This is a genomic window from Rhizobium fabae (assembly GCF_003985135.1).
GTDB classification, from domain to species: Bacteria; Pseudomonadota; Alphaproteobacteria; order Rhizobiales; family Rhizobiaceae; genus Rhizobium; species Rhizobium pisi.
Window position 1 is genome coordinate 31,318 of record NZ_ML133658.1, and the last position, 25,296, is coordinate 56,613.

Consider the following 25,296-nt stretch of genomic DNA (forward strand, 5'->3'; position numbering starts at 1 on the left):
AAGCGCTCCCCACTTGATGGCTCTGATCATACCAGTTGGATCTATTTATTGCCTGGATTGCTGCTTTATGCGGCTTTCGTCTTCGGGCCGATTGTCGCGGCTTTGGGACTGAGTCTGACCAGCTGGGACGGCCTCACTGTGCCCAAGTGGGTTGGCCTCGGCAATTATGTCGATCTCTTTTCCGATGATCGTTTTTATATTGCCTTGCGCAACAATGCCGAGCTGATGATTTTCTATTGTGTCCTGCCGCTCGTGCTCGGCATAGCCCTTGCTGCGTGCGTCTGGAATCTGAAGCAGCGCGAACAGCTTGCCCTGCGTACGTTCCTGTTCCTGCCTTATATCATGCCGACGGCGGTGTTGGGCATCATCTGGGCGTGGCTCTACAATCCCGCATTTGGCCCATTCAATCAGTTTCTGAGAGCGGTGGGCTTGGGCGCGTTCGCACTCCCATGGCTGGGAGATTTCGACTTCGTTCTTCCCGCGGTCGGGATCGTCGCGACCTGGTACTTCTTCGGTTTTTGCATGGTCATTTTCCTGACCGGAATTCAGCGCATCGACCCATCGCTTTTCGATGCTGCCAAGGTCGACGGCGCTTCGGCGCGAAAGACCTTTTTCTGGATAACGCTGCCGCTTCTGATGCCTGAGATAAGGGTGGTTCTGCTCTTGACGGTCATCGCGTCGATCAAAAGCTTCGACCTGATTTTCACGATGACCCGGGGCGGGCCTGCCAATGCGACGCTCGTGCCGAATATCTACATGTATCAGCTCGGCTTCGAACTCAATCGGTTCGGTGCCGCGGCGGCCATCGCCATTGTCGGCGCGCTCCTGACATTCGCAATCAACTATGCAATTCACCGGTTGGTGGGCTCGCAGAATAAAGGATAGGCTTGATGAGCCGTTCGTCTAACATCCCCGCCGCAGCGCTATCGTTTCGCATTATCCTCTGGCTTCTCGCTTTCGTAACGATCACACCGTTCCTGCTTCTGCTTCTGACGTCGATAAAGAGCAAGGCCGACGTCCTGAAGGGGGCATTCGCCTTACCCGCATATCCGCATTTCGAAAATTACGTCGATGCCTGGAGCGCCGGGCATTTCAACATCTACTTCTGGAATTCGATCATCGTTGTCATACCCGTCGTTGCGGCAAGCGTCTTCCTGGGCCTGCTGACGGGCTTTGCCTTCGCCTATCTGTCATTCCCGCTCCGCCGCACGCTGTTTGGCATCCTGACAATCGGCATGATGGTGCCGGCCGAAGCCTTCATCATCCCGCTTTATTATGAGATGCGGTATCTCGGCTTGATCAATACCTATGCGGCTGTGATCGTGCCGCAGATCGCGATGTCGATACCATTTTCCACGATCTTCCTCGCCAGCGCGATGCAGCAATTGCCAGATGAAATTCTCGAAGCGGCGGTTCTGGATGGCGCCGGGCGCTTCTACATCCTGCGGAAGATCGTCATCCCGCTCATGGTGCCGGCAATGTCGACACTGGCGCTGTTCCTGTTCATATGGACCTGGAACGAGTTTCTCATTCCCTTCATTCTCGTCAACGACGACGCCTATCGGACGCTGCCCCTCGGCATGCTGTTTTTCCAGGGACGCTACACCGTCAATACGCCGGTTCTGACCGCTGGTGCGGTGATAGTCATTGCTCCGCTGATCCTGACCTATCTCGTTTTCCAGCGGCGGTTTATTGCCGGCCTGACGGCAGGAGCGACGAAATAGACAGCCCCGAAAATCGATTGACTTTCAGGCTGATACGCTAGGCGGCAAGACCTCACGCCGCTCATTTGGGGCTTCGGCCGCGCTTATGGCGCGCTTCCAGTGCCGCACAGCCCCAGACCGTGCCGAGCAGCAGGTAGACATGGCGCCAATGGTCAATGTCGATGACGTTGCCGATCGCCGCATGGCCGAAAACGGAAATCCAGGCGATCATAAGGAAGGGTTGCCAGGGCCGGTCCAGCAGCAGGTTGCGGAAGCCGATGGTGATCGTCCAGAGTAGCATGCCGACATAGCTGACGAAGCCGAGCCAGCCATAGGTGGTGAGCGATTTCAGCCAGATATTATGCTCGTCCTCGGGAAACATCGTGCCAAACACCAACGGCCCGATGCCGAACGGGCGCTCCATCATCATGGTGAAGCCGATCCGGTGGCGCTCGAAGCGGCCGAGATGCTCGCCGTCATACTGCTGTACCAGCTGGGCGCGCGCCGAAAACAGTCCGGCGACCTTCGGGATCTGCAGCGCCACTAGCAGCGAGGCGACCAGCATGATGATCGCAGCCAGCGACAGGATCAGGACCCGCAAGCGAAAGGCGCCGCTGCGCTCTTTCAGCAGCATGAGGAAGATCAATAGCACGCCGCCAAGGGCGAAGAGGCCCCAGGCGGCGCGCGAGAAGGAAAGGAAGATGCCGAGTGCAAGCACGAGCAGGGCGGCCGCTTTCAAGGGCGCTTTCTTCAGGTCGCCGACCAGAATGCCGTGGATAAGATAGAGCGAGGGCGGCACCAGGAACGGGCCGAAGACGTTCGGATCCTGGAAGGCGCCCTTGGCGCGGTCGTAGAGCGTGAAGACTTCGGAGCCCGGAAAGGCGTGGAAATAACCGAGCACGCCGAGCGCCGACGTGGCGGCGGCGGCGAAGGTCCAGGCGTTGAACATCAGCGGCAGCCGCTTGTGGCTGTCCTCGATGATTGCCGCATAAAAGACCGCCGTCAGCGCCAGAAAGGTAGAGACGGCGATATACATCGGCCCGGTCGCCAGATCCTTCATCTGCGTCAGCGACAGCATGCCGCCGATATTGAAGGTGAGGAGCAGGGCAAGCAGCGGCGCTACGCCGCGCGAAATCTTGAGGCCGAGAATGAACCACAGGCCGACCAGCCCTGCCATCCAGAGTTCATAGGGTGCCGGTTCGTCGATGACGAAGCCGGAAAGAAAGACGCCGAAAGCGACGAAGGCCGAGCCGATCAGGCGCAGCGTCATCCGCTGCGGCTGGGCGACACGGGGATATGTCGCCTCGATCGCGCTCAATAGGCGTTTTCCGTATTCAGCAGCCGGATGGGCGTCAGGAACAGGATCTTGAGGTCGAACCACAGCGACCAGTTTTCGATATAATAAAGGTCGTAGGCGGTGCGGAATTTGATCTTCTCGTCATTATCCACTTCACCGCGCCAGCCGTTGATCTGCGCCCAGCCGGTAACGCCGGGCTTGACGCGGTGGCGGGCGAAATAACCCTCGACGACATCGCCGAAGGCGCGGTCGCGGGCCTGGGCGAGAACCGCGTGCGGGCGGGGGCCGACGAGCGACAGATCGCCTCTCAGCACGTTGAAAAGCTGCGGCAGTTCGTCGATCGAGGTCTTGCGGATGAAGCGGCCGACACGAGTGACGCGCGGATCGCCCTTGGTTACCGCGGCCTTGCCTGTAGGGTCGCCCATGTTGGTGTACATCGAGCGGAACTTGAAGACGTTGATGACTTCATTGTTGAAGCCGTGGCGCTTCTGCATGAAGAAAACAGGGCCTTCCGATGTCGCCTTGATGGCGACCGCAGTCACCAGCATCAGCGGCCAGAGCAGCGAAAGCGCGATCACGGTGAAGAAGATGTCGAAGCCGCGCTTGGCGACGGAATCCCAGTCACGGATCGGCTTCTTGAAAATGTCGAGCATCGGCACCGAGCCGACATGCGAATAGGCGCGCGGCCTGAAACGCAGCCGGTTGGCGTGCGCGGCAAGGCGGATATCGACCGGCAGAATCCAGAGCTTCTTCAGGAGATCGAAAATACGCGCCTCGGCCGAAAGCGGCAGGGCGATGATCAGCATGTCGATGCGCGTCAACCGCACGAATTCGACGAGTTCGGCTACGGTGCCGAGCTTCGGATAGCCGGCGACCATGATCGGCGAGCGCTTCTCACCGCGGTCGTCGAAGATGCCGCAGATGCGGATGTCGTTGTCGTCCTGCTGCTCGAGGATGCGGATCAGGTCCTTGGCCGGTTCGCCGCCGCCGACGATGACCGCGCGCCGCTCCATGATGCCATTGCGCGCCCAGTTACGGATGCCGTAGGCGACGAGGAAGCGCTCGGCCGCGAGAAAGAGCGCGCCTGCGACGAACCAGGGAATGTAGGCATCGAACATCGCCCATGTCGTCCCGCGGACCAGCGCGGATAGACCGGCGGTCAGGACAAGCGCGATCGTCCAGGAAGCGAGGATGCGCGGCATCAGCCTGAGCTTGGCCCGAAGCGCGGGAATGGTGTAGGTGTCGGCAAGCTGTAGGGCGATGACGGTCAGAGCCGAGGCGATTGCCGCCATCCCCGTCCGCGCCAACAGCGAGTCGCCCCCGTCGCCGGGCCAGAAAATGTGGGCGATCAGGGCGATGGCGAAGAGCGCCAGGAATTCCAGCAGCCGCAATTGCCCGATGATGATGACAGGCGAATAGGGTCCGTCGCGGAATTGTTCGGCGATCTGCCGGGCATAAGGATTGATCTCTGTCGGCTCGGAAGGTTTCTCCTGAGCCGTGTCGCCGCGCACTTCGATGTCGGAAACCTGCTTGCGCAGTGCTTCCACGTCGAATTGATCGCTCTTTTCCAACTTGTTCATGGGGTTTTATCGCTCGTTGTCACAAGCGAAATAGCAGCAAGCCCCTAAGAAATATTTACGAGGCGATGGGTATTGCTTGGCCGGCAGCGGGATTGACCAGTTCATAGTACAATTTCAGGACATCGCGGGCCATGACGCTCGAGGAAAACACGGCCTTTACCGCTTCAGGCGAGGGCATCGTCTTGGCATGCCAGCCGGGCGTGCTCAGCGTTTCCGCCATGACGCGGGCAAGATCGTCGGAATTGCCGGGCTCCACAAGTGCTGCGCTGCCCTTGCCGAGCACCTCGGGGATGCCGCCGACGCGGCTGGCGATGATCGTCTTGCCGGCGCCGAGTCCTTCGAGCACGATATAGGGCATGGCTTCGGCGCGCGAGGGAACGACGAGATTCTGCGCCATGGCGAAGGCTTCATGGATGCGCATCGCCGGCAGCATGCCGATACGTTTACCGAGGCCGCGCTCGACCATCATCTCGCGGTAGCGATCGCGGTCGGGTCCGTCGCCGATCATCAGCGCCGAAAGCGGCCTGCCGAGCAGCCGCTCGGTCTTGGCGAAGGCATCGATAAACAGATCGGGACCCTTGAGGTCCCGGAGCATTCCGACATAGATGAAATGGACGGCATCCGACCGGGTATAGATCGGCTCGAATTCACGCTCGCCGATGCCGTTATAGATCAGTCTCGTCTTCGTCCGCGGCCGGCCGACCTTGCGTGCATAGGTGTCGCGCTCGTATTCGCAGATGAAGACCAGCGCATCGGTGAAATATTCCTGCAGGCGCTCCATTCTGAGGACGAATTGTCCACCGAGCGAAGAGCGCGAATAATGCAGGCTTCCGCCATGCGCGGTATAGAGGCGGGCTACGCGATACCTGTTCACCCGCAACGCTGAGCCGGCAAGTCGCGCGAGCACGCCGCCTTTGGCGCCGTGTCCGTGCAGCACATCCGGCCGCAAACTTTTGATTTTCTTGTATGTATCCCACATCGTCGCAATATCGGACGGGCTGATCGAGCGCCGGATCGGAACGCGTGTCAGGCCGAGCGAGAGAAAGGGACGAATATCGTCGAACAGACGATCCTCATACTCGCCGCCGGTCGAGCTGTCGCAGAGAATGCCGATTTCATGACCGGCCTTGCTATGCTCCTCGACGAGATCGCGGACATGGCGGAAGATCCCGCCGACCGGCGACCTGAAGCAATGGAGGATGCGGAGCGGCGGCTGTTCTTCCATCGCTCAGAATAGCCGTTCGCGAACGTAGATCGTATCGCCTGCAATGATCGGCCCCGATATGTTGACGCGGCCGGTCAGCACCTGTCCGTTGATCTTGCGGGTGACGTCGACCATGCTCTGGTTGGCGCGGTTGGTGAAGCCGCCGGCAACCGCGATGGCGTTCTGTACCGTCATCCCGGGAACATAGGCATATTGGCCGGGCTGGCCGACTTCGCCCATGAGGAAGATCGAGCGGTAGCGATCGACATCGATGGTGACATCGGGATCGCGAAGGTAGCCCTGCTGCAGTTTCTGGGCGATCTGCCCCGAAAGTTGCTGCAGAGTTCGGCCGCGGGCAGGGACCTGGCCGATGAGGGGGAAGGCGATATAGCCGGCCTGGTCCACCGTATAGGTGTTGGTCAGGCTCTGCTGGTCGAAGACGGTAATGCGCAGCCGATCGCCGCTGTCGAGCGTATAGGGCTGGATCGTCGCCTCGTTGAAGGCCTTAGGGGCCGGCTTGTACGTCGTACAGCCGCCCAATGCTGCCGTCATGGCTGCAAGGCTCAGGGCCAACAGGATCTTAGGCGGGGCGAATGACATCCGCTTTGTGCTCACAGAAAATGAACTCGGTGAAGTCGTTATCGATCCGTTAGGGTTAATGCCCGGTAAAGGACGCATGTAATTTCCCGGGTTCCTCCTGAGATCATCAGTCATTTTCTGGCGAGATTGCCATTAACCGTTGAGTTACCATGGTCGTTTACGCTTGCGGCACCTTTGTTGTGGAGTAAGAGCATGTCCGGCGTAGCTCGTGATCAGGATGTGGACATCGACCTTGGCCAGCTGGTCCGTGCGGTCTGGGCCCGCCGTCTCAGGATTTTGGCGATTACCCTAGTGGCGGCGGGCGTCGCCTTTGCCGGCGCCAAGATCATGTCGCCGCAATATCGCAGCGAAACACGCCTCCTCATCGAACCCCGCGCGCCGGCTTTCGCCAATACACAGCAGGTCAACGATGCCAGCGCCGGCCCGCTGATGGACGAATTGAATATCGCGAGCCAGGTACAGCTTCTCCAATCGGCCGATCTTCTCAAAAAGGTCATCAACGACCTGAAGCTCTATAACCTGCCGGAATTCGACGATGCAGCCAACGGCTCGGCCATGAGCAGCATTCTCGTGAAGCTGCATCTGAAGAAGAACCCGCTGGAAAACCCGCCCGAAGAGCGCATCATCGACGCATTCATCCAGCGTCTGCAGGTCTATCAGGTACCGGGTTCGCGCGTCATCGGCATCAATTTCACCTCGAAGGACCCGAAGCTCGCCGCCGCCATTCCGAATGCCATGGCGAATGTCTATCTTTCGACCCAGAGCGGCGCCAAGCTCGATTCAAACTCCGAGGCGACGCGCTGGCTGCAGCCGGAGATCGAAGGCCTGCGCCAGAAGGTCAGCGAAGCCGAAAAGAAGGTCGCCGAATATCGCACAACACACGGGCTGTTGCAGACGAACGGCACGACCACCTTTCCCGCCCAGCAATTGAACGACATTTCCGCCGAGCTGACCCGCGTGCGGGGCGACAAGGCCAATGCCGAGGCGAGGGCGCAGTCGGTGCGCAATGCACTATCTTCGGGCGAGGCGTTCGATACGCTGCCAGACATCATGTCTTCGCAGGCGATCCAGCGGCTGAAGGGAACGGAATCCGGCCTGCAGTCGCAGATCTCGGACCTGCAGACCAGCCTTCTCAACAATCACCCGCGGCTGAAAAGCCTGCGCGCCCAGCTCTCCGACATCCGCACCCAGATCCGCCAGGAGACGCAGAAGATCCTGGCGAGCATCGAGAATGAAGCCAAGGTCGCGGATCTGAGGGCGAAGGAGCTCGAACGCCAGTCGGACACGGTGCAGGCCACCAGCGCCCGCGCCGGTGAGGACGAGGTCGGCCTCAACGCGCTGGAACGCGAGGCGACCGCCCAGCGCCAGCTGCTCGAAACCTATCTGGTGCGCTACCGCGAGGCCGCTTCCCGCGCCGACGCCAATTCGAGCCCCGCCGACGCCCGCATCGTTTCGAGGGCGATCGAGCCGGTCGATCCCTATTTCCCGAAGGTCGTGCCCATCGTCATCGTCGCGGCCGTCGCGACGTTAATCATCAGCGCCATCGTCATCATGCTGGCCGAACTCTTCAGCGGTCGGGCGCTGCGCCCCGTGGATGTTTCCCCGAAGCTGACCGAGGAGGGCAAAACCATCGAGGAAGAGCATGTGCCGGAGGCGGCTCCGGTCGTCGCCAAGGCTGTCAGAAAACTCGTCCAGCCGAGCATGCTCGCCATTGTCGCGGAAGAGGATGACGCCGTCGAGGCAGTCAAGGCTGCCGAGGAGGCGCCGGACGACGACAATGAATTCTCGGTTGCTTCCGTTGCGGATTATCTCACAGGCAGCCGCGCGCCGCTGGCGATCGCCATATCCCCGACCGGTGACAACGGCTCGACCGCAACGGTTTCGTTGACCCGCATGCTCGCCCATGCCGGCCGCCGCGTGATCCTGATCGACATGACCGGTTCCGGATGCCCGACCGACCTGATGGCCGAGGACCGGTCCGCCTTTGGAGTTACCGATCTGCTTTGCGGTGAGGCCGCCTTCGGCGACACGATCCACAGTGACCGCCTTTCCGATGCCCATCTGATCCCACAGGGCCAGAGCGACGTGCGCCGTGCCATGCGCGGCGTCGACAGGCTGTCGCTTCTGCTCGATGCGCTCGCCGCCGCCTATGACCTGGTGGTGGTCGAATGCGGTGCGGCCGATCTCGCCGGCGTTTCGCGGCTGACCCACAGCCGGGACATCGAGATCATCCTCTCGCTGCCGGAGGTCGAGGAGACGATTTTCGTGACGCTGATGACGGAATTCCAGGCGGCCGGCTATGAGCGCGTCGTGCTGATGTCGGGCGGCGAGGGGACCGAGCAGATGCTCGGCCGGGCCGCCTGATGAATCAAATTCGATGCGAAGCGCCTGGCATTCAGCCGATCCGGGCGCGGATGCCCTGGGCGAATTTATAGAGCTTCGGGCGCGCCTTGATATGCGCCTTACCGCGGGTGACGATCCGGTGCGCGGCGCCACCGACGATGCCGAACGGCGAAACCGGCAGCACGACGTCGTAATGCGCGGTCTCGACCGGCGCCCAGGAACGCTTGTAGATCTGGTCGCCCAGGCCGAAATCGAACAGCGCGACACCCTTGCCATGCAGTCCCGAGATGGTCTGCCAATAAAGGAACTCGCCGGGGCTCGTATCCGGCACGAGTTCTTCGTCGATCGCGCCGAACTGGCAGATGATGTGGTCGCCCTTGCGCGAGATCCCTGAAATCGCGGCGATGCGGCCCAGGTTTTCGCCCTTGAGCCGGAGCACATGCATCTGCAGCCCGAAATATCGGTTGGCATCATCGCGTTTGTCGAGGAGGCCGTGCAGGAAGGCTCGGGTCTCCTTGTCGGCGAAGACGTCGGGCAGGCCGAGGTTGGCGAAGCGAACGCTCTTCAGGCGGAAGAACGTATCGAGCAGGTAGTGCTGTTCTTCCGATGTCTCGGGAATGACGTATTCGACACCGCCGGCTGCCTCCAGACGCTTCGATTGAACGCGGAATTTCTTGCGCCGGCCCTTGGCGTTGAGCTGCTTCAGCGTTTCCTCGAAAGTGGAGTGGAACGGCAGCTGGTAGGCGTGATTTTGGTTCTGCACCATTGGGAGCCCCGTGAGTGGGGTCTGCCGCTCGCGCCATTCCAGCGGGATGTTCTGCAGCAACAGAAGATCGGCCCGGCCCTTCAGCGCGTGCTGGAGCTGGCCGGCGAACTTGTCGGCGTCGATGCTGCCGCCGCTCTCTGCAAAACTCTCGGAAAACAGGCCGGTATTGATGTTGCTGTGGTCGGCGGCGATGAACTTCGCGACGGAAAGCCCGCGGGACTTGACGATCTCGACCGGCAGAATGAAAGCGGTCTGACCGTCATAGGTGCCCTTAAGGATCGCAAGCGGACGCTGAAAGGCGCTCACCCAGGCGGCGCACCAGTCGTAGCTTTGATGCAAGGATTGAAGATTGTCGCGCTCCAGCGCCCGCCAGTCGTCCTCCAGCGGCTGCATGCTGTCGAAAACGCTGATGTCAATTTCGGCCATGGCGAGTTTCATGCTCAGCTGGCGCAGGCGGGAAATGGCCGTGTCGGCCAGCGCCACTCCGTCTGACGGCTGTTCATGAACATCGAGCTTTTGCGTCTGCAAGGGTGTTCTCCGGTCAAGAATACTGAGCGGAAAGTAGGGATGCAGGACGTATATTTGGTTTAACTGCACGCGACGGGCGAGGTTTTCCGCCGATCACGGTTATTCGGCCGTTAATGGTCTCACTGCTGCCGCGGTCCGGCCATCCATTTGATGATCATCATCGCCGGCAAGACCCAGAGCAGGCCGGTGAGCAGGAAATAAAGCAGATGTCCCCACCAGGGCGCGTTGCCGAGCGTTGCCACCGCGATCGTGTTCGCCACCAGCGCATAGACGAGCACGAGCACGATGATGAGAATCGTGCCGATGAATTTGCGGAGGCGGACGGGCATCGGTTATCTCTTGCAATGGAGGGGCGAGCCGGCGCGACGGCATGCCGCAAAGGTTCGGGGCTTGTTTTGCATGAGCCGGTGGGGCAAATCAACTGCCGGATTAGAAGGAGACATCATGGCCGTCGCGAACCTTACCACGGAACAGGCGATCCTGAGCGAAGTGCGCAAGCAGAACCGCGACCGACGCGCCGTTCGCCTCTGGCTTGGCTTCGTGCTTCTGGCGCTCTTCTGTCTCGTGCTCGTCGGCGGTGCCACGCGGCTGACCAATTCCGGCCTGTCGATCACCGAATGGAAGCCGATCCACGGCGTCATCCCGCCGCTGTCGGCTGCCGAATGGGAGGAGGAATTCCGTCTCTACCAGCGCATTCCCGAATTTCAGCAATTGAACAGCTCCATGACGGTCGACGAGTTCAAGGGCATCTTCTGGTGGGAATGGGCGCACCGGCTGATTGCGCGCGGCATCGGCGTGATCTTCGCGCTGCCGCTTATCTATTTCTGGCTGACGGGGCGAATCGAGAAGCGCCTGCGCTGGCCGCTCGTCGGCATCCTGGCGCTCGGCGGGCTGCAAGGTTTCATCGGCTGGTGGATGGTCTCCTCGGGCCTTGCCGTCCGCACTGATGTCAGCCAGTACAGGCTGGCGACCCATCTCGTCATGGCCTGCCTGATCTTTGCCAGCTGCATGTGGATTATGCGCGGTCTCTCCAGGCATTCGGACGATCCGGCACCGGCGCGAAGCTCGCGCGGCTTTGCCGCAGTAATCGCCATCTTTGCGCTGTTCCAGATCTATCTCGGCGCGCTGGTGGCAGGGCTCGATGCCGGCTTTTCCTACAATACCTGGCCGCTGATGGATGGCGCCATTATCCCTTCGGACCTGCTGATCCAGCAGCCCTTCTGGATCAATGCCTTCGAGAACCCGAAGACGGTGCAGTTCATCCACCGCATCGGCGCCTATACGCTCTTTGCATTGACGCTGATCAACATGGTGATCGCCCTTCGCGCAGCGCCTTGGACCACCCATGCACGCCGCGCCGCCCTGCTCTTTTCGCTGGTGACGTTGCAGGCGGCAATCGGTGTCGCCACGCTGCTGATGCAGGTGCCGCTTCACTGGGGCCTGCTGCACCAGGCCGGCGCACTTGTTGTTTTCGGTTTCGCCGTCGCCAACTGGCGCGGGTACTACGGCGAATATCCGCACGAGACAGTGATCGCCGAGCGCGATTGAAGCGAGCAGGCTTAGCGCAGCACGCCGTCGAGCAGCGGCATGCCGATGATAGCGGCGGCAGCGATCAGGACGTAGCAGGCGATGCGGAAGGTCCGCTCTTCGGCGAGACCGAACAGTTTCGAGCCGCCATAGAGCCCGACCGCATAACTCGGCAGGATGACGACGGTGAGCGCGAAGACGGCAGGCACGAACAGTCCGCCGAAATAATAGCTGATGGCGCTGACGACGCTCGAAATCGAGAAATAGAGCACGACATTCGCCCTGACGCGGGTGAAGTCGCTTTTGCCGCCGAGCCAATAGGCGACAACCGGCGGCCCGCCGAGCTGCGCGGCGCCACTGAAAAGCCCGGCGATCAGCCCGACGCCGCTGGTAAGCGGTGCGGTCGGCTCCCCATGGTAGCGCCATCCCGATACCAGCAGCGCAAGCGGGCTGATGGCGATGAGCGTAATGCTCCAGCGTTGGACCAGCGGATCGAGCAGGGCCAGTATCGCCGTGCCGGCCGGGATGCCGAGAGTAGCGCCTGCCGCCATGACGAAGACTTCTTGCCGGTTAGCGCCGCGCCAGGCCGGCGGAATCATCCCCAATGACGCAATGCCGTCGATGACAAGCAGGATCGGCGAGATCATTTTCGGGCCGACGATCGCACCGCCGAGCGGAACGAAGATCAGTGCAGCGCCAAACCCCGAAAAGCCGCGCGCGAGCCCGGCGATGAAGGCAAAGGCCATCAGCGCGTAGATGCCGTGGTCGGGCAGGGCGGCGGTAAACCATGCGTGCGCGCCATCGACGAGCGCATCGAGCGTCATGACATCAGGCTCCGTGATTCGGGGAACGCAGGCTGGGAAGGTCCACTTTCATAGCTTAACCGTCGCCGATGATCGAGCCGAAAGCGATGTGCGGCCGCCGAGGCAGGCGACCGCGAGAAGAATCATGATGATGAGATCGACGAGAAGCTCGAACGCGCATCACGTCGATGCCGCCGCTCAGGCCTTACGAGGCGAGCATCAGGTCCATGTTCTGGACGGCGGCGCCGGAGGCCCCTTTGCCGAGGTTGTCGAGCAGCGCCACGAGGTTCACCTGCGAACCGCCCGATGTGCCGAAGACGAAGAGCTTCATTGTGTCCTTGCCTTCGAGTTCGACAGCGTTGACGCGGGGCAGCGCCTTGCTTTCCGCGAGCGGCACGACATGAACGATGTCTTGGCCGGCATAATGGGAGACGAGCGCGGCATGGATGCTCTCCATCGTCGTGCCCTCGGCGAGATCGCCGAGATGCAGCGGTACCTGCACGATCATCCCTTGCGCGAACTTGCCGACCGACGGCGAGAAGATCGGCGCACGATCGAGCAGGCCGTGCACGGTCATCTCGGGCACGTGTTTATGGGTGAGCGGCAGGCCGTAGAGGAAATGCGGCGCGGTGATCGCATCGAGGTGATCCGGATTTTCCATCTGCGCGATCATTTGTTTGCCGCCACCGGTATAGCCGGAGACCGCGTTGACTGTAACGGGATAACCGTCCGGCAGAATGCCGGCAGTGCGCAGCGGCCGGAGGAGGCCGATTGCTCCCGTGGGGTAGCAGCCTGGATTGGCGACGAAGCGGGCAGCCTTGATCCTGTCGGCCTGTGCGCTGTCCATTTCGGCAAAGCCATAGGCCCAGCCGGGATTGACGCGGAAGGCGGTCGAGGTGTCGATGACGCGCACATTGTTGTTGGCCGAAACCATCTGGACCGCTTCCTTGGAGGCGTCGTCGGGCAGGCAGAGAATGGCAATGTCGGCGCTGTTCAGCATGTCCTCGCGCAGGGCGGCGTTGCGCCGCTCAGCCTCGGGAATGGACAAAAGCTCCACATCGCGGCGGCCTGCCATGCGCGTGCGGATCTGCAGACCCGTCGTGCCGTGTTCGCCGTCGATGAAGATTTTCGGTGCCATGTTAAACCTGCGCTTTCAATGGGTTATGAATTTTTCCGGATTCAGTTTGAGCGATGATAAGTCAGCCTTGTGACACGGCGATGGCGCGTCGCTCCGCATGAAGCCCCAGCATATACATCGCCACTGTTGCCCCCGCAATGGCGGTGATATCGGCATGGTCGTAAGGCGGCGACACCTCGACGACATCGGCGCCGCGTATATCGAGCTGGTGCAGGCGCTGCAGCACCGAGAGGATCTTGGCGCTCGACGGCCCGCCGGCCACCGGTGTGCCGGTGCCCGGCGCAAAGGCCGGATCGAGGCAATCGATATCGAAGGTGAGATAGGCAGGCGCGCCGCGCGTATGAGAGATGATCGCCGAGGCGATGTCGCCGGCACTCATATCCTCGAGCTGGTGACCGTAAAGGATATTGACGCCGCAATCCTCGGGCGCATGGGTGCGGACGCCGATCTGGATCGAGCGGTCGGGATCGATGATGCCCTCGCGGGCGGCCCGCGCCACGAAGGAGCCATGGTCGATGCGCCGCTCCTCGTCGAACCATGTGTCCTGGTGCGCGTCGAACTGCACGAGCGCCAGCGGTCCATGTTTTGCCACATGGGCTTTCAGCAGCGGCCAGGTGACGTAGTGGTCGCCGCCGAGCGTCAGCAGGAAGGCGCCGCTGTCGAGGATGACGTTCGCCTGGCGCTCGATGGCGGCAGGCGTATCCTGATGGTTGCCGTAATCGAGCAGGCAATCGCCGTAGTCGATCACGGCCATGTCGGCGAAGAGATCGCGGTGGAAGGGATACTGCGCATCATTGTCGAAGATCGCCGAGGCGCGCCGGATCGCCTGCGGCCCGAAGCGCGTGCCCGGCCTGTTCGATGTCGCGGCATCGAAGGGAATACCCCAGACGGCGACGTCGACGCCAGCGAGTTCCTTGGTGAAGCGGCGGCGCATGAAGGACAGCGCCCCGGCAAAGGTCGGGTCGCTGGCGGCGGAGGTGAGGCTGGTCGCCGTGAAGGCGTGATCGATGGTCTTGTTCGCCAAGGGGGGCTCCTTTTTCGGTCGTGAAAGGTCAAGGCGTCGACAACGGGTAGGCGACCGGACGACGAATTACAAGCGATCGGAGATGGAGCGGCCGCCAAAAGCACTTGCAGGCGCGTCGTGCGAATGCCGCAGGCGCAGGAGAAACAAGGCGAACCGGCACAAAGCAAAAAGGCCGGGTCTCCCCGGCCTTCGTGAATTCCGTCTGTCCGAAGCGATTAACGCTTGGAGAACTGGAACGAGCGGCGGGCCTTTGCCTTGCCGTACTTCTTGCGTTCGACGACGCGGCTGTCGCGGGTCAGGAAGCCGCCCTTCTTCAGGACCGAGCGCAGGCCCGGTTCGAAGTAGGTGAGCGCCTTGGACAGGCCGTGGCGAACCGCGCCGGCCTGGCCGGAGAGACCGCCGCCGGCAACGGTTGCGACGATGTCGAACTGGCCGTCACGGGCAGCCGCAACGATCGGCTGGCGCAGGATCATCTGCAGCACCGGACGAGCGAAATATTCCGCGAATTCCTTGCCGTTGACGATGATCTTGCCGGAGCCCGGCTTAACCCATACGCGGGCAACAGCGTTCTTGCGCTTGCCGGTCGCGTAGGAGCGGCCGAGCGAGTCGACCTTGCGGACGTGGGCCGGAGCGGCAGCTTCCGAAGCCGTGCCGAGATCCTTCAGGGAGGAGAGGTCAGCCATGATCAGGCGCTCCTTACGTTCTTTTTGTTGAGCGCGGCAACGTCGAGTGCGACCGGCTGCTGGGCTTCATGGGGATGGTTGGAGCCGGCGTAGACGCGCAGGTTCTTCATCTGGCGACGGCCGAGCGGGCCACGCGGAACCATGCGTTCGACGGCCTTTTCGAGGACGCGCTCCGGGAAGCGGCCTTCGATGATCTGGCGCGCGGTGCGTTCCTTGATGCCGCCGGCATAACCGGTGTGCCAGTAGTAGACCTTGTCGGAATACTTCTTGCCGGTGAAAACGACCTTGTCGGCATTGATGACGATGACGTTGTCGCCGTCGTCAACGTGAGGCGTGAAGGTTGCCTTGTGCTTGCCGCGCAGGCGCATAGCGATGATGGAAGCGAGACGGCCAACGACCAGCCCTTCGGCGTCGATGATCACCCACTTCTTCTCCACCTCTGCAGGCTTCTGGGAGAAGGTTGCCATAGTGAATACTCTCTTTTAGGACCCTTGGCCCGAAGGCTTGAAGGGCGTTTCTTGTTGCTTGGATTGGCAGGCTCGAGGCATGCCAAAAAGAAAGCAGCCCGGAAAGGCTGCGTTCTGGCGCGGTGTATAAAGGGAATGTGACATCGGGTCAATATCGAGCCTTCCGGTGCCTTGAAAAAATTGCAAGCAAAAACAATTAGTTGCAGGCGTGGTATTCCAATACCTCACATTTATGAGGTGCGGCCGGCCCCCGTTTGGCTGTTTCGCGTCGCCTCTGCCGCCTTTCCTGCGGGACGTGACGCGCAGCCGCAGCCCTAGTTTTTGAACTCGCGCAGGCATTTCATCATTTCGCGAAGGCCGCGTGTCAGATGTTTGTCCCGGCGAAGAACCATGGCAAGCCGGCGCGTAAGCCTGGGCTTCAACGACGACGTGGTCACGAGGCCGGCGCGTTCGCGCTTCAGCGCCAGCCCAGGCAGGATCGACCAGCCGAGGCCGACGGCCACCAGCTCCTTGATCGCCTCGATGCTGCCGAACTCCATCGCAGGCCGGGTCCTGGCATCCGGGGCGGCCAACCATTCGTCGATCGCGCGCCGCGTATTGCCTCCCTCATAAAGCAGGAGCGCCCTCTCGCGCATGAAGGCGGCATCCGGCCCGCCTTCGGGCATGAGGCTGCCTGCAGGGGCAACGGCCAGCAATTCCTCCTCATAGAACGGTTCAATCTCGAAATTCCGTCCCGAGGCAGGCATGGCGACGACGGCGATATCGAGGCTGTTGGCCTCCAGATCGTGCAGAATGTCGTCGGCGTTACCGATGTGCACGGTGATTTCGAGACCGGGCATGCTTTTCCTGGCGGCGGCGATGGCGCGGGGAAGCAGATGGATCGACGCCGTGCCGCCGCTGCCGATGCGCACGCGGCCGCTCGCGCCATCTCGGTATGGCATCATCGCCTCTTCCGCGGCCGCCGACGCCTGAAGCAGGCGCTTTGCGTGCACAAGCAGGTCGAGGCCTGCCGCGGTGGGCTGCGCGCGCCGGCCGACGCGCTCGATCAGCCGGACGCCAAGCCGCTGCTCGAGCCCCTTGACCTGCAGGCTGACGGCCGGTTGCGTCAGTCCTTCCATATCGGCGGCGGCCGTAAAGCTTCCGAGATCGGCGACGTTGACGAAGGTCGCGAGCTGATCGAGATTGAGCGCCATACCAAAGAAATCCTTATGCATCGCATAATTTCCATAAGCTTCCTTCGCGGAATTTTCCAGCGCATCCTTCATGCGTTGGCGAAAGGAAGATGAAATGGCTTTGGAAACAGGCGAGACCACGGAGACATTGGGCGATATCGTCCGGTCGAAGGTCAGCGAGTTCATACGCTGGGGCCGGCGGTTGCTCGCGGCGATCGAGTGGCACCTCGAGAAGCGCCGCAGCCGCCGCACGCTTCTGGAGCTGACCGATGACGAACTTCGTGATGTCGGCCTGACGCGTGCGGAGGCGACGACCGAGGCATCGCAGTCATGGTTCTGGTCTTGACCGCAGCGGCCTGTGCGGGAACGGATCACGCTCGAAATTGCCGCTGCCTTGTGGCACAAAGGCTATCTGGAATCGAGCGCAGGGAGCAGTGTCATGGCCGAGATCGTATCCTTCCGGAAGGACGCAGACAGGATGGAAGAGGGCGGATTGTTGAGCCGCTCGCTGCGGGACGGCGTGTTGCGGCTCGTACTCAACAATCCGCCGACCAACGTGCTGTCGATCGCGCTTCTCGAAGCGCTGATGGCTGCGCTTGAAACGGCCGAGGCGGATCCGGATGTGCGCGTCGTCGTCATCGCCTCGACCGGTACTGTCTTTTCGGCCGGCCATGATCTCAAGGAGCTCACGGCCCATCGGGCCGATGAAGACCAGGGCGCCGGCTTCTTTGAGAAAGCCTTCCGGCTCTGCGCCGATCTGATGCTGAAGATCGCGCATCTGCCGAAGCCTGTCATCGCCGAGGTTGATGGGCTTGCCACGGCCGCGGGCTGTCAGCTGGTGGCCTCCTGTGATCTGGCGATCTGCACGGACACTTCGACATTCTGCACGCCGGGCGTCAACATCGGCCTGTTCTGCTCGACGCCGATGGTGGCCGTTACCCGTGCCACCCATCGCAAGCAGGCGATGGAGATGCTGCTGACCGGCGAAACGATCGACGCCTCGACCGCCAAGGATTTCGGCCTCGTCAACCGTATCGTGCCGAAGCAATATCTGGCGCAGGTGGTTGCCAAATATGCCGGGGTGATCGCCAGCAAGTCGCCTCTGACCCTGAAGATCGGCAAGGAAGCCTTCTACCGGCAACTCGAGCTGCCGGTGGAGGCGGCCTATGACCATACCGCCCGGGTGATGGTCGAGAACATGCTGACTGAGGATGCGCAGGAAGGGATCGGCGCCTTCCTCGGCAAGCGCAAGCCCGAGTGGAAGGGCGAGTGATCACGCCAATTTCAGAACCAGTCCGCCGACCGCGATGACGACGCCGGCGACGTAGCGCCAGATGCTGGCCTTTTCCTTGAACACGGTGACCGAGATCACCAGCGCGAAAAGGATCGCGGTTTCGCGCAAGGCGGCAACGGTCGCGACCGGGGCTTTCGTCATTGCCCAGAGTGCCAGCCCATAGGAGGCGATCGAGCCCGCGCCGCCGATGAGGCCGCGCCACCAGTTGCGGCGGATATGACGTGCCACGGCGACGCTGCCGCGCTGGGACACCGCCCAGGCAAACAACAGGACGGGCGGCAACAGCGACATCCACAACGTGTAGGAAACTGCATTGCCGGAAATACGCGCGCCGATGCCATCAACATAGGTGTAGCTGGCGATGACGCAGGCATTGGCGAGCGAGAAGATGACGGCACGGCCGCTGCCGTGCCGCGCCTCCAGAGCAAGCGTCAGGACGCCGGCTGAGAGCGTCATGATGCCCGCAAGAGCGCCGGGGGACAGATTTTCATGCAGGATAAACCCGCTGGTCGCGGCAACCAGCAACGGCGCGCAGCCGCGCATCAGCGGATAGACGAGGCCGATATCGCCGGTCCGGTAAGCGGCGGCGACCAGCTGGAAATAGGCGAACTGCAGGATGGCCGAGGCGCCGATGAACGGCCAGGCGACGGCTTGCGGCAACGGCAGGAAGGCAAGGAACGGCAGCGCCGAAACCGCGCCGCCGGCCGAGATCAGCGCCGCGTCCAGCGATTTATCGCTGCCGGCCTTGACGATGGCATTCCATGTCGCGTGCAGCAATGCGCCGAAGAGAACGAGCAGGATGACGTCGATAGGCAAGGGAGCAAATCCGGAAGGAAACGAAAAGGAGAATACGCCTCGCCATAGGCGACCTAAATTCTTGAAAAGACAACTGCGATTTGCACGAAAATGAACAGGAGTGGTCGAGCACCACGTTCAGACTGGATGACATCCTTCCAATAAGTGAACAATGGGCGCCATTGGAGCAATTTTTACGTGCGCGCGACATGCGTTCAATCTACGCGGCGCTTTCAACTATGAGATGTTTCTAATGGATGCGGGAACATAAGGCGGCATTATCGGGAACAAAAAAAGAAAATGTCCGGAGGGCTTGGGGAGCCGATTATTCTATGCTGCTGAAATATAGATATTCTTCTATAACTTTGATATATCGGGAAATTAAGCTGCTGATTGCATAATCTGCGGGAAATCGCAGCGCGGGATTGAACCCGAGCCCTTCCCAACCGCGAAGGGCGTACAGGTTATGCGTCCGTCCAATCCGGGAAAAAACATCAAAGCTGATGATGCGGAAGGAAAAGCATCCCGTCAAGGTTGTCCATGTTCTGGCAATTCAGAACCGGACAGCGGGGATCGTCCTTCGAGGGGATATGCGTCCACTCCGCATACTCTGTCGCATCGCAATAATTGCTGTTGCGGACATAGCGATCGTAAAGCGGCAGACCGCGGGGGGACTGGTAGCGGAAGATGACGGCGCCCTGATTATGGATGGCGGCGCGAATGCTGGCGCAACTCATGGAGAGCGGATTGTAGCGCGAAATCGCCAGCGCCGGCGAAGCGGCGAGCACCAGCGTGAGGGCAAGAGCGATTTTTTTCATCGAATCATCCTCATAGGCATCCAACTCATATATACGGGAAAGATGCACTGCCAGTTTCACGGAAACGCAAAAAAACATGCGGGCCGGGCCGAAGGGCTTTCGGGAGTGGAGAATTCGGGAGTGGAGAAACGGATATGAACCACGATACCTACACGGATGATTATCTCGCCGAGATCCTGGGTTCAGTAAGGACCATCGCGCTGACCGGCGCTTCGCCCAATCCGGCGCGGCCGAGCAACGGGGTCATGGGTTATCTGCTGTCGCTCGGCTACGAGGTCATTCCCGTTAATCCGGGGCAGGCGGGTAAACAGATCCAGGGCCGCACCGTCTACGCCCGGCTTGTCGACATTCCCGTACCGATCGACATGGTCGACGTCTTCCGCGCCTCCGAATATCTGGATGGGGTCGTCGACGAGGCGCTGGCGCTGAAGCCGCTGCCGAGGGTCGTCTGGGCCCAGCTCGGCGTTCGCGACGATGCGGCTGCGGCAAAGGCAGAGGCCGCCGGCATCAAGATGGTGATGAACCGCTGCCCCGCGATCGAGTATCCCCGTCTCATTGCCTGAGTTGCGGTCGGCTGAGACGGATTTTCCACGGAACGCCCATGGGTTGAAATGGATCGCGATTAACTTTCGTCCTGGAGCGGTTATGATCCCGCCCGTCAGCAATAATTGGAGGACGACATGGCCAAGAACGATCCGGGATTCAACACGTTGGCGATCCACGCCGGCGCGCAGCCCGACCCGGCGACCGGCGCTCGGGTAACGCCGATCTACCAGAGCACCGCTTTCGTCTTCAACGATTCCGATCATGCCGCTGCGCTCTTCGGCCTGCAGGCCTTCGGGAATATCTACACCCGCATCATGAACCCGACGCAGGCCGTGCTTGAAGAGCGAGTCGCAGCGCTCGAGGGCGGCACGGCCGCCCTTGCTGTCGCCTCCGGCCATGCGGCGCAGATGATCGTCTTCCACACCATCATGCGTCCCGGCGAGAATTTCATCGCGGCCCGCAGGCTCTACGGCGGCTCGATCAACCAGTTCGGCCATGCCTTCGAGAATTTCGGCTGGCAGGTGCGCTGGGCCGATTCCGCCGATCCGGCGAGCTTCGAAAGCCAGATCGACGAGAAGACGCGGGGCATCTTCATCGAGAGCCTTGCCAATCCCGGCGGCACCTTCGTCGATATTGCCGCGATCGCCGAGGTCGCCCACCGCAACGGCCTGCCGCTGATCGTCGACAATACGATGGCAACGCCCTATCTCATCCGCCCGATCGAACACGGCGCCGACATTGTCGTGCATTCGCTGACGAAGTTTCTCGGCGGTCACGGCAATTCCATGGGCGGCCTCATCGTTGACGGCGGCACCTTCGACTGGTCGAAGTCGGGCAACTACCCCATGCTGTCGAGCCCGCGGCCGGAATATAACGGCATCGTCCTGCACGCGACTTTCGGCAATTTCGCCTTTGCGATCGCAGCCCGCGTGCTCGGCCTGCGCGACCTCGGGCCGGCGATTTCGCCCTTTAATGCCTTCCTGATCCTGACCGGCATCGAGACGTTGCCGCTCCGGATGCAGCGCCACAGCGACAACGCGATCGCGGTCGCCAGATGGCTGAAGGCGCACAGTAAGATCGCCTGGGTGAACTATGCCGGTCTCGACGACGATCCGAACCACGCCCTGCAGCAGCGCTACTCGCCGAAGGGCGCAGGCTCCGTCTTCACCTTCGGCGTCCACGGCGGCTACGAGGCGGGCAAGACGCTGGTCGAGGGGCTGGAACTCTTCTCCCATCTCGCCAATATCGGCGACACCCGTTCGCTCGTCATCCATCCCGCCTCGACGACCCACCGGCAGCTGAGCGACGAGCAAAGGATTGCGGCCGGCGCCGGACCCGACGTGGTGCGCCTTTCCGTTGGCATCGAGGACGTCAAGGACATCATCGCCGATCTCGAACAGGCGCTCTCTAAGATCTGAGATCAGAGGAAACCATGGGGACCATGACAAATTTCATTACCTTTAGCATTGACGGCGTCGAACCGGAGTTCGGCGCTCCGGAGGCTGAGCGGATCATCTCCGGCGATCCGCAATTTCGCACGTGGAATCTGGAGGAGGCAGAAGGCGGCCTCTATTCCGGCATCTGGGAGGCGACGCCTGGCAAGTGGCGGATCGTCTACGAGGAGTGGGAATATTTCAGCCTGCTCTCCGGCCATTCGATCGTGATGGAGGAGGGCGGCGAGCCGGTTCATCTGAAGACGGGCGACCGGATGATCCTCAGACCGGGCTTCAAGGGAACGTGGGAAGTGGTTGAAACGACTCGCAAGGACTATGTGATGAAGGTCTGAGCAATGCCCGCAAACCGACGTCGGCGATCCGGAACCTGTCCCGGTTTGCGGCGATTATGGCCCCTTTCTCCGCGAATGGCCGCGTCTCTTTGCCGGATAGAATGCTTTTGATCTTTCGCATTAACGCCGCCTACATCGTCAAATGCTAAACCTTATCCGCAGCGCATTGCGGACATGATGTCTCCTGCCGTCTCACAGACATGACCTTGCAATCGATCTTTTCGGAATTTGCATGTCGTCGAAACTTGCAGGTAGGCACGTTCGTGCTCAGACGTTTTCCATCATTGCGACAACCGTCTGCTTCCTTGCCATCGCCCTCGTGCTGACCGGCCTCGTGAGCCATGTGGTCGTCACGATGACCCGGTCGGCAAACGAGATCGATGATGCCAGGGCCAATCGCGCCGCCCGGGCCGCGATCGCGGCCTTTGTCAGCCGCCTGAGCGCGACGACGAGGGATAACGCCGTATGGGATGATGCCTATACCGCGACCGCATCTGCGACCGCAGCCGATTGGGCCTATGAAAATTGGGGGAAAACCACCGAGGACTACCCGCTATACGACGGCGCGATCGTGATCGGCCCCGACGGGTCATCGATCATTTCCGCTTATGCAAAAGGCAAGCCTTTCGAGCCGGGCGTATTTTTTGGCGAAGCCTTTTATCGGCAGATCGATGCAGCCGCCGATCCGAAGCAGGCGCCGGTCATCAATTTCATCAAGACCGAAACCGGTATCGCGCTGATCGCGTCGCAGGCAATCCAGCCTTTCACGATAGAAGGCGAGCTGCCGAAGCTCAGCGTGCTGAGCCTCTACAAGGAATTCACGTCGGAAGTTCTCGACACGCTTTCGAACGAACACGAACTTGAGGGGTTGCGCCTTGCAGCCACCGCCGAGCCAGGTTTGCTCGACACGCCGATCACGGATATGAAGGGTGACGTCATCGGCCATCTCGTCTGGCCGAGCAAAGCACCGGGCAGCGCCGTGTTTCATCAGGTCTATCCTTATGTTGCAGCCGCAAGCATCATTCTTGTGCTGTTTCTTGTCGGCGTTCTGCTGGTGGGCGCATCCGAAGCGCGGCGCCTGCGCCAATTGGCGCAAACGGCGCTTTTCGAGGCAAACCACGATAGCCTGAGCGGACTGTTGAACAGACATGGGCTTCTCAGCCTGCTGGAAGAGCTGGAGGCCTCGGATTCTTCGCCGCCCCGGCTCCATCTGGTCGATCTCGATGGCTTCAAGGCCGTCAACGACGCCTGGGGGCATGCGGTGGGGGACGAGTTGATCCGGATGGTCTCGACCGCGCTGGTGGCCTGCCATCCCGAAGTCGTTGCCGCGGCTCGGCTCGGGGGCGATGAGTTCGCACTGGTGCAGGTCGGGTCCGCCTCGGGCGAGGAGATGGAAAGGACCATCCTGGCGCTGTTTGCCGAACCCTTCAAAATCGAAGGTCGGACGATCGAGATTGGAGCAAGCATAGGCGCGGCTGCCTGCACCACAGGCGTATCGCCGCTGGAACTTCTCCGCAGAGCGGACATGGCTCTCTATCGCGCCAAGGCAAATGGCCGAGGCCAGGCAGTCGAGTACGACTTCGAGCTGGACCGGGAGCGGCAACGGGTCGCCGAACTGGAAAGCCTGTTGAAGAGTGCGATCAATGGTGGCGCGATCGAAGCCGTCTTCCAGCCTCTCGTCTCCGCCTCGACGGGCGCCATCACCGGTCTTGAAGCACTGGCGCGTTGGCGCACGGCGACGGGGAACATCAGTCCGGAGATTTTCATCCCTCTTGCCGAGAGATGTGGCCTCATCGATGCGCTCGGCGCTCACATGCTGAAAACATCGATCGAGCATGCCAGGAGCTGGCCCGATCTTGCACTGTCGGTAAACGTCTCGCCGATCCAGCTCTGCAATCCGGAATTTGCCGCCGAAGTGATCTCTCTCCTCCAAGAGCTCGATTTCGATCCGCATCGACTGACCTTGGAAATCACCGAAGGCGTTCTGATCACGAATCCGGATCAGGCCCGGCGCTCGATAGACCATCTCAAGCGCGTCGGCATCAAGTTCGCGCTCGATGACTTCGGCTGCGGCTACGCAAGCATCGGCGCATTGCGGCAGTTCGGCTTTGATCGCATGAAGATCGACCGGTCGCTCGTGTCCGCTCTCGACGAGGCCACAAATGGTGCGGACGTTCTCCGGGCAACCATCTCTCTCGCAACCGCTCTGCAGATTCCCGTCACGGCCGAAGGGATCGAGAATAGTCGCCAGGCCGCGATCCTGCGAGATGCTGGTTGCGATCAGCTTCAAGGCTATCTGATGGGCAAGCCTATGTCGGCCAGCGACATATCCAGCAAGCTGCAGGAAGAGACCGCTGCATGATGCCTGTCTGATTTCCTCGCCGTCGCCCGCCTTGCCGGGAGGCCGATGGCCAAAGACAAGATCTCTCTTGAGAACGTCAATTTCTATTACGGCGACGCCCATGCGATCAAAGATGTGAGCCTGAGTTTTCCGGAGCGTCAGGTCTCGGCGCTGATCGGTCCGTCAGGCTGTGGCAAGTCCACGCTGCTGCGTATTCTGAACCGCATCTACATGCTGTATCCGAAGATGCGCGCCACCGGCTCGATCAAGCTCGACGGCAAGAACATCCTCGACCCAAGCTTTTCGATGAACGAACTGCGCGCCCGCGTCGGCATGGTGTTCCAGAAGCCGGTGCCGTTTCCGATGTCGATCTATGACAACATCCCCTATGGCATTCGCCACCACGAGCGCCTCAATAAGGCCGATCTGGATGTGCGCGTCGAGCAGGCGCTGCGTCAGGCGGCTCTTTGGGATGAGGTCAAGGACAAGCTGAAGGGCAGCGGTCTCGGCCTCTCCGGCGGCCAGCAGCAGCGTCTGTGCATCGCCCGCGGCGTGGCGCTGCGCCCGGAAGTCCTGCTTCTCGACGAGCCGACCTCGGCCCTCGACCCGATCTCGACTGCCAAGGTCGAAGAGCTGGTCTCGCAACTGAAGGGCGAGTTCACCATCGTGATCGTGACGCACAACATGCAGCAGGCAAGCCGTATCTCGGACAATACCGCCTTCATGTATCTCGGTGAACTGATCGAATACGGTCCGACGCTGAGATTTTCCAGTCGCCGAAGATCAAGCGCACGGAAGACTACATCACCGGCCGTTACGGCTGATACGGCAGTCCCTTGCAATGAAGAACGGCCGGCGTGCGTGTGCACCCGGCCGTTTTG

Annotated in this window: 24 protein-coding genes and 1 pseudogene; 11 read left to right on the forward strand and 14 right to left on the reverse strand. The window is 61.2% G+C overall.

Annotated elements, in window-relative coordinates; translation table 11 throughout:
- Together EFB14_RS25670 and EFB14_RS25675 are read left to right on the forward strand one after the other, a co-directional pair.
- Positions 1-885: carbohydrate ABC transporter permease (locus tag EFB14_RS25670; protein WP_164737588.1), on the forward strand; the 885-nt coding region annotated here is incomplete at its 5' end.
- Between the two features lie 5 nt (positions 886-890).
- A complete protein-coding gene (locus tag EFB14_RS25675; RefSeq protein WP_126829407.1) occupies positions 891-1,724 on the forward strand; it encodes a carbohydrate ABC transporter permease in 834 nt (277 codons plus the stop codon).
- A gap of 61 nt (positions 1,725-1,785) precedes the next feature.
- On the opposite strand, the gene EFB14_RS25680 is transcribed toward EFB14_RS25675, so the two are convergent.
- From EFB14_RS25680 to EFB14_RS25695, 4 genes are read right to left on the reverse strand one after another with little or no spacing between them, the layout of a single operon-like run.
- Positions 1,786-3,021, reverse strand: coding sequence for an O-antigen ligase family protein (locus EFB14_RS25680; protein WP_126829408.1), 1,236 nt, complete (start codon positions 3,019-3,021; stop codon positions 1,786-1,788).
- The gene (locus EFB14_RS25685; RefSeq protein ID WP_126829409.1) at positions 3,018-4,580 is read right to left on the reverse strand and encodes an undecaprenyl-phosphate glucose phosphotransferase; all 1,563 of its coding nucleotides are present in this window, start codon (positions 4,578-4,580) and stop codon (positions 3,018-3,020) included. Before EFB14_RS25685 ends, EFB14_RS25680 begins: the two co-directional genes overlap by 4 nt.
- A gap of 55 nt (positions 4,581-4,635) precedes the next feature.
- Positions 4,636-5,805, reverse strand: a complete 1,170-nt coding sequence (locus EFB14_RS25690) for a glycosyltransferase family 4 protein (RefSeq protein WP_126829410.1) — start codon at positions 5,803-5,805, stop codon at positions 4,636-4,638.
- Between the two features lie 3 nt (positions 5,806-5,808).
- The gene (locus EFB14_RS25695) at positions 5,809-6,384 is read right to left on the reverse strand and encodes a polysaccharide biosynthesis/export family protein (protein WP_126829411.1); all 576 of its coding nucleotides are present in this window, start codon (positions 6,382-6,384) and stop codon (positions 5,809-5,811) included.
- Positions 6,385-6,576: 192 nt separating this feature from the next.
- On the opposite strand from EFB14_RS25695, the gene EFB14_RS25700 reads away from it, so the two are divergent.
- Positions 6,577-8,748 carry a GumC family protein gene (locus EFB14_RS25700; protein ID WP_126829412.1) on the forward strand — a complete coding sequence of 724 codons (2,172 nt, stop codon included), beginning with the start codon at positions 6,577-6,579 and terminating at the stop codon, positions 8,746-8,748.
- A gap of 31 nt (positions 8,749-8,779) precedes the next feature.
- Here the strand turns inward: EFB14_RS25700 and EFB14_RS25705 are convergent, their stop codons facing one another.
- The gene (locus EFB14_RS25705; protein WP_126829413.1) at positions 8,780-10,021 is read right to left on the reverse strand and encodes a GNAT family N-acetyltransferase; all 1,242 of its coding nucleotides are present in this window, start codon (positions 10,019-10,021) and stop codon (positions 8,780-8,782) included.
- A 119-nt stretch (positions 10,022-10,140) separates the two neighbouring features.
- The gene (locus EFB14_RS25710; protein ID WP_126829414.1) at positions 10,141-10,350 is read right to left on the reverse strand and encodes a DUF2842 domain-containing protein; all 210 of its coding nucleotides are present in this window, start codon (positions 10,348-10,350) and stop codon (positions 10,141-10,143) included.
- Between the two features lie 115 nt (positions 10,351-10,465).
- Between EFB14_RS25710 and EFB14_RS25715 the strand changes: the two genes are divergently transcribed.
- Positions 10,466-11,569 carry a COX15/CtaA family protein gene (locus EFB14_RS25715; RefSeq protein WP_126829415.1) on the forward strand — a complete coding sequence of 368 codons (1,104 nt, stop codon included), beginning with the start codon at positions 10,466-10,468 and terminating at the stop codon, positions 11,567-11,569.
- An 11-nt stretch (positions 11,570-11,580) separates the two neighbouring features.
- Here the strand turns inward: EFB14_RS25715 and EFB14_RS25720 are convergent, their stop codons facing one another.
- From EFB14_RS25720 to EFB14_RS25745, 6 genes are all read right to left on the reverse strand, one after another.
- Positions 11,581-12,372, reverse strand: a complete 792-nt coding sequence (locus EFB14_RS25720; protein ID WP_126829416.1) for a sulfite exporter TauE/SafE family protein — start codon at positions 12,370-12,372, stop codon at positions 11,581-11,583.
- Between the two features lie 184 nt (positions 12,373-12,556).
- Entirely contained in the window at positions 12,557-13,489 is a 933-nt protein-coding gene (gene argC / locus EFB14_RS25725; RefSeq protein WP_126829417.1) for an N-acetyl-gamma-glutamyl-phosphate reductase, read from the reverse strand.
- 61 nt (positions 13,490-13,550) lie between these two features.
- Positions 13,551-14,513 (reverse strand): agmatinase, encoded by a 963-nt coding sequence (speB, locus tag EFB14_RS25730; protein ID WP_125846937.1) that lies wholly within the window; start codon positions 14,511-14,513, stop codon positions 13,551-13,553.
- Between the two features lie 215 nt (positions 14,514-14,728).
- Positions 14,729-15,196, reverse strand: coding sequence for a 30S ribosomal protein S9 (gene rpsI / locus EFB14_RS25735; protein ID WP_009995734.1), 468 nt, complete (start codon positions 15,194-15,196; stop codon positions 14,729-14,731).
- 2 nt (positions 15,197-15,198) lie between these two features.
- Positions 15,199-15,663, reverse strand: a complete 465-nt coding sequence (gene rplM, locus EFB14_RS25740) for a 50S ribosomal protein L13 (RefSeq protein WP_012483399.1) — start codon at positions 15,661-15,663, stop codon at positions 15,199-15,201.
- Positions 15,664-15,977: 314 nt separating this feature from the next.
- Positions 15,978-16,877, reverse strand: coding sequence for a LysR family transcriptional regulator (locus tag EFB14_RS25745; protein ID WP_183605064.1), 900 nt, complete (start codon positions 16,875-16,877; stop codon positions 15,978-15,980).
- 73 nt (positions 16,878-16,950) lie between these two features.
- Between EFB14_RS25745 and EFB14_RS25750 the strand changes: the two genes are divergently transcribed.
- Positions 16,951-17,181, forward strand: coding sequence for a DUF1127 domain-containing protein (locus EFB14_RS25750; protein ID WP_126829418.1), 231 nt, complete (start codon positions 16,951-16,953; stop codon positions 17,179-17,181).
- Positions 17,182-17,274: 93 nt separating this feature from the next.
- Positions 17,275-18,108 carry an enoyl-CoA hydratase gene (locus EFB14_RS25755; RefSeq protein ID WP_125849116.1) on the forward strand — a complete coding sequence of 278 codons (834 nt, stop codon included), beginning with the start codon at positions 17,275-17,277 and terminating at the stop codon, positions 18,106-18,108.
- Here EFB14_RS25755 and EFB14_RS25760 read toward each other — a convergent pair whose 3' ends face one another.
- Together EFB14_RS25760 and EFB14_RS25765 are read right to left on the reverse strand one after the other, a co-directional pair.
- Entirely contained in the window at positions 18,109-18,945 is an 837-nt protein-coding gene (locus EFB14_RS25760) for an EamA family transporter (RefSeq protein WP_126829419.1), read from the reverse strand.
- 473 nt (positions 18,946-19,418) lie between these two features.
- Positions 19,419-19,742, reverse strand: coding sequence for a hypothetical protein (locus EFB14_RS25765; RefSeq protein ID WP_125849120.1), 324 nt, complete (start codon positions 19,740-19,742; stop codon positions 19,419-19,421).
- Positions 19,743-19,876: 134 nt separating this feature from the next.
- Between EFB14_RS25765 and EFB14_RS25770 the strand changes: the two genes are divergently transcribed.
- The 5 genes and pseudogenes from EFB14_RS25770 (at position 19,877) to pstB (ending at position 25,239) form a co-directional block, all read left to right on the forward strand.
- Positions 19,877-20,305, forward strand: coding sequence for a CoA-binding protein (locus tag EFB14_RS25770; protein ID WP_125849122.1), 429 nt, complete (start codon positions 19,877-19,879; stop codon positions 20,303-20,305).
- Between the two features lie 117 nt (positions 20,306-20,422).
- Entirely contained in the window at positions 20,423-21,706 is a 1,284-nt protein-coding gene (locus EFB14_RS25775; protein ID WP_125849124.1) for an O-acetylhomoserine aminocarboxypropyltransferase, read from the forward strand.
- 23 nt (positions 21,707-21,729) lie between these two features.
- Positions 21,730-22,074, forward strand: a complete 345-nt coding sequence (locus EFB14_RS25780) for a cupin domain-containing protein (RefSeq protein WP_125849126.1) — start codon at positions 21,730-21,732, stop codon at positions 22,072-22,074.
- A 232-nt stretch (positions 22,075-22,306) separates the two neighbouring features.
- On the forward strand, positions 22,307-24,436 hold the full coding sequence (locus EFB14_RS25785; protein WP_126829420.1) for a bifunctional diguanylate cyclase/phosphodiesterase: 2,130 nt from the start codon (positions 22,307-22,309) through the stop codon (positions 24,434-24,436).
- Between the two features lie 45 nt (positions 24,437-24,481).
- A pseudogene (gene pstB, locus EFB14_RS25790) lies at positions 24,482-25,239 on the forward strand (phosphate ABC transporter ATP-binding protein PstB).
- Positions 25,240-25,296 lie beyond the last annotated feature (57 nt).

Excerpts from the sequence above, each read along its gene's own strand:
- EFB14_RS25775 (WP_125849124.1), top strand. The coding sequence starts at position 20,423 with ATGGCCAAGAACGATCCGGGATTCAACACGTTGGCGATCCACGCCGGC.
- rpsI (WP_009995734.1), bottom strand. The coding sequence starts at position 15,196 with ATGGCTGACCTCTCCTCCCTGAAGGATCTCGGCACGGCTTCGGAAGCT.
- EFB14_RS25785 (WP_126829420.1), top strand. The coding sequence starts at position 22,307 with ATGTCGTCGAAACTTGCAGGTAGGCACGTTCGTGCTCAGACGTTTTCC.
- argC (WP_126829417.1), bottom strand. The coding sequence starts at position 13,489 with ATGGCACCGAAAATCTTCATCGACGGCGAACACGGCACGACGGGTCTG.
- EFB14_RS25710 (WP_126829414.1), bottom strand. The coding sequence starts at position 10,350 with ATGCCCGTCCGCCTCCGCAAATTCATCGGCACGATTCTCATCATCGTG.
- EFB14_RS25715 (WP_126829415.1), top strand. The coding sequence starts at position 10,466 with ATGGCCGTCGCGAACCTTACCACGGAACAGGCGATCCTGAGCGAAGTG.
- EFB14_RS25695 (WP_126829411.1), bottom strand. The coding sequence starts at position 6,384 with ATGTCATTCGCCCCGCCTAAGATCCTGTTGGCCCTGAGCCTTGCAGCC.
- EFB14_RS25750 (WP_126829418.1), top strand. The coding sequence starts at position 16,951 with ATGGCTTTGGAAACAGGCGAGACCACGGAGACATTGGGCGATATCGTC.
- EFB14_RS25690 (WP_126829410.1), bottom strand. The coding sequence starts at position 5,805 with ATGGAAGAACAGCCGCCGCTCCGCATCCTCCATTGCTTCAGGTCGCCG.
- EFB14_RS25780 (WP_125849126.1), top strand. The coding sequence starts at position 21,730 with ATGACAAATTTCATTACCTTTAGCATTGACGGCGTCGAACCGGAGTTC.
- EFB14_RS25745 (WP_183605064.1), bottom strand. The coding sequence starts at position 16,877 with ATGCATAAGGATTTCTTTGGTATGGCGCTCAATCTCGATCAGCTCGCG.
- EFB14_RS25755 (WP_125849116.1), top strand. The coding sequence starts at position 17,275 with ATGGCCGAGATCGTATCCTTCCGGAAGGACGCAGACAGGATGGAAGAG.
- rplM (WP_012483399.1), bottom strand. The coding sequence starts at position 15,663 with ATGGCAACCTTCTCCCAGAAGCCTGCAGAGGTGGAGAAGAAGTGGGTG.
- EFB14_RS25770 (WP_125849122.1), top strand. The coding sequence starts at position 19,877 with ATGAACCACGATACCTACACGGATGATTATCTCGCCGAGATCCTGGGT.
- EFB14_RS25700 (WP_126829412.1), top strand. The coding sequence starts at position 6,577 with ATGTCCGGCGTAGCTCGTGATCAGGATGTGGACATCGACCTTGGCCAG.
- EFB14_RS25685 (WP_126829409.1), bottom strand. The coding sequence starts at position 4,580 with ATGAACAAGTTGGAAAAGAGCGATCAATTCGACGTGGAAGCACTGCGC.
- EFB14_RS25675 (WP_126829407.1), top strand. The coding sequence starts at position 891 with ATGAGCCGTTCGTCTAACATCCCCGCCGCAGCGCTATCGTTTCGCATT.
- EFB14_RS25765 (WP_125849120.1), bottom strand. The coding sequence starts at position 19,742 with ATGAAAAAAATCGCTCTTGCCCTCACGCTGGTGCTCGCCGCTTCGCCG.
- EFB14_RS25720 (WP_126829416.1), bottom strand. The coding sequence starts at position 12,372 with ATGACGCTCGATGCGCTCGTCGATGGCGCGCACGCATGGTTTACCGCC.